The sequence below is a fragment of the Actinoplanes aureus genome (assembly GCF_015704865.1).
GTDB lineage: Bacteria > Actinomycetota > Actinomycetes > Mycobacteriales > Micromonosporaceae > Actinoplanes > Actinoplanes aureus.
In genome coordinates, this window is the sequence record NZ_JADQTO010000084.1 from 1 (window position 1) to 2,069 (window position 2,069).

The 2,069-nt window shown below is 68.5% G+C and carries 1 protein-coding gene; it reads left to right on the plus strand.

The features are described from left to right. The first annotated feature begins 72 nt into the window (after positions 1–72). Entirely contained in the window at positions 73–1,848 is a 1,776-nt protein-coding gene (locus tag I4J89_RS49000) for an IS481 family transposase (protein ID WP_373688230.1), read from the plus strand. Positions 1,849–2,069 lie beyond the last annotated feature (221 nt).

A 2,069-nucleotide genomic window follows, 5' to 3' on the forward strand; every position in this document is an offset into this window, starting at 1 on the left:
TGTCGGGTCTCAGGACCTGCGTGACAGATCGGTATCAGGACGTGCGTGACACTCCGCCGAGTGTTGGTGGAGATCAGCGTGACCGAACAGCGGTATCAAGCAGTCCTGGACGTGCGGGCCGGGTCGACGGTGACCGACGTAGCAACTCGTTTCGGGGTGTCTCGGCAGGCGGTGCACCGATGGCTCGCCTGGTATGAGCAAGAGGGCCTGGCAGGGCTCGCGGACCGCTCAAGCAGGCCCCGGTCATCACCGGCTCAGACGGCACCCGAAGTGGAAGCGCTGATCTGCGAGCTGCGCAGGAACCATCCGCGGTGGGGTGCCCGCCGGGTCCTGTTCGAACTGGGCCGGGTGGGTTGCCCCGGTCCGATCCCGTCGCGGGTCACCGTGCATCGGATCCTGGTCCGTCACGGCCTGGTCGATGAGCGGCCTCGTCGGCGTCGCCGGGAGGACTACGTGCGGTGGGAACGTGACCGGCCGATGGAGCTGTGGCAGATGGACATCGTCGGCGGGATCCTGCTCGCCGACGGTTCCGAGGCCAAGGTCGTGACCGGGGTCGATGACCACTCCCGGTTCTGCGTCATCGCCACAGTCGTGCCGAAGGCCACCGGCCGGGCGGTCTGCCTCGCCCTGGTCGCCGCGCTGCGCGAGTACGGCACTCCGGAGGAACTGCTGACCGACAACGGCAAGCAGTTCACCGCCCGGTTCAACGCCGGTGGCGGCGAGGTGATGTTCGACCGGATCTGCCGGGAGAACGGCATCACCCACCGGCTCACCAAACCTCGCAGCCCGACGACTACTGGGAAGGTCGAACGGTTCCATCTGAGCCTGCGCCGGGAACTGCTCAACGACCATCCGCCGTTCCTGTCGGTGGCCGACGCCCAGACGGCGATCGACGAGTTCCGCCACCAATACAACACCGACCGGCCGCACCAGTCGCTGGACATGGCCTTTCCCGTCGACCGGTTCCGCCCTGAACCCGGCGACGGCATCGCCTTGAAGCTGCCGCCATCCCTGGCCGCCGTGGTCGAGGAGACCGCCCCGCCGGCACCGCCTCCGGCAAGACTCAAGTCGGGACCGGTTGTCTCCTCGACGACCTCGATCGGGCACGCGGTCGAGGTGAACAGGACCGTTCCCGCGTCCGGGAACCTCGGCATCTGCGGGCAGCAGTTCTGGCTCGGACCGGCTCATGCCGGACGCGACGTCACCGTCTGGGCCGACACCACCGTCGTTCACCTACTCCTCGACGGTGTCCGCCTCAAGACCGTCCCGTCCCGGCTCACCCCAATCCACCTCCATCAGCTCCTCACCGACGGCGGCAAACCAGGCGGACCGCCCCCGGTCAGTGCCGGGCCGGTCCAGGTCGGAACTGCGGTCGAGGTAGAGCGGACCATCAACGCCACCGGCCTGCTCGCCCTCGCCGGCAGGCAGCACCCGGTCGGGTTCCACCTCGCCGGACGCCGGGTCACCGCCCGCCTCGACCACGGCGTCCTGCACCTGCTCGGCCCCGACCGAACGGTGCTGCGCTCGCTACCGAACCCCCTCAGCGCCGCCGAAGCGGCCCGGATCCGCGACGCCCGCCCCGGCGGACCCGCACCGGCACCGACCCCCGCGCCGCTCAAAGTCGACCGGCGGGTCAGCAGCCGCGGCAGCATCAGCATCGCCAGGCAAAAGATCCAAGTCGGGATCGGCCACGCCGGCCGAACCGTCACCGTCGAGGAAGCCGATACGACCTTCCGGATCTACGACGGTGACCAGCTGCTCGCCGAGGTCATCCGCACCACCAGCAAGCGGGTCGCCCGATTCAAGGCCCGTAAGCCCGAACCGCCCCGTCGGCGGTCGTCGATATAGCGCGGGAGCCTGGCCCGACTCGAACGGTGCAGCCATCCTTGGGTTCAGTGACGCGCGGTTACCCGGCATCCCGCGCGTTGGGCAAGCCTGGTGATCAACTGTAGGGCATCCAGAGACGAAGGTCAGGCGTCCGTTAGCCTCCGACCTAGCGGCAACTTCCTAGCCGGATGTGTCACCCACGTCCCGAGACTGGATTGTCACGCAGATCCTGATACACGACA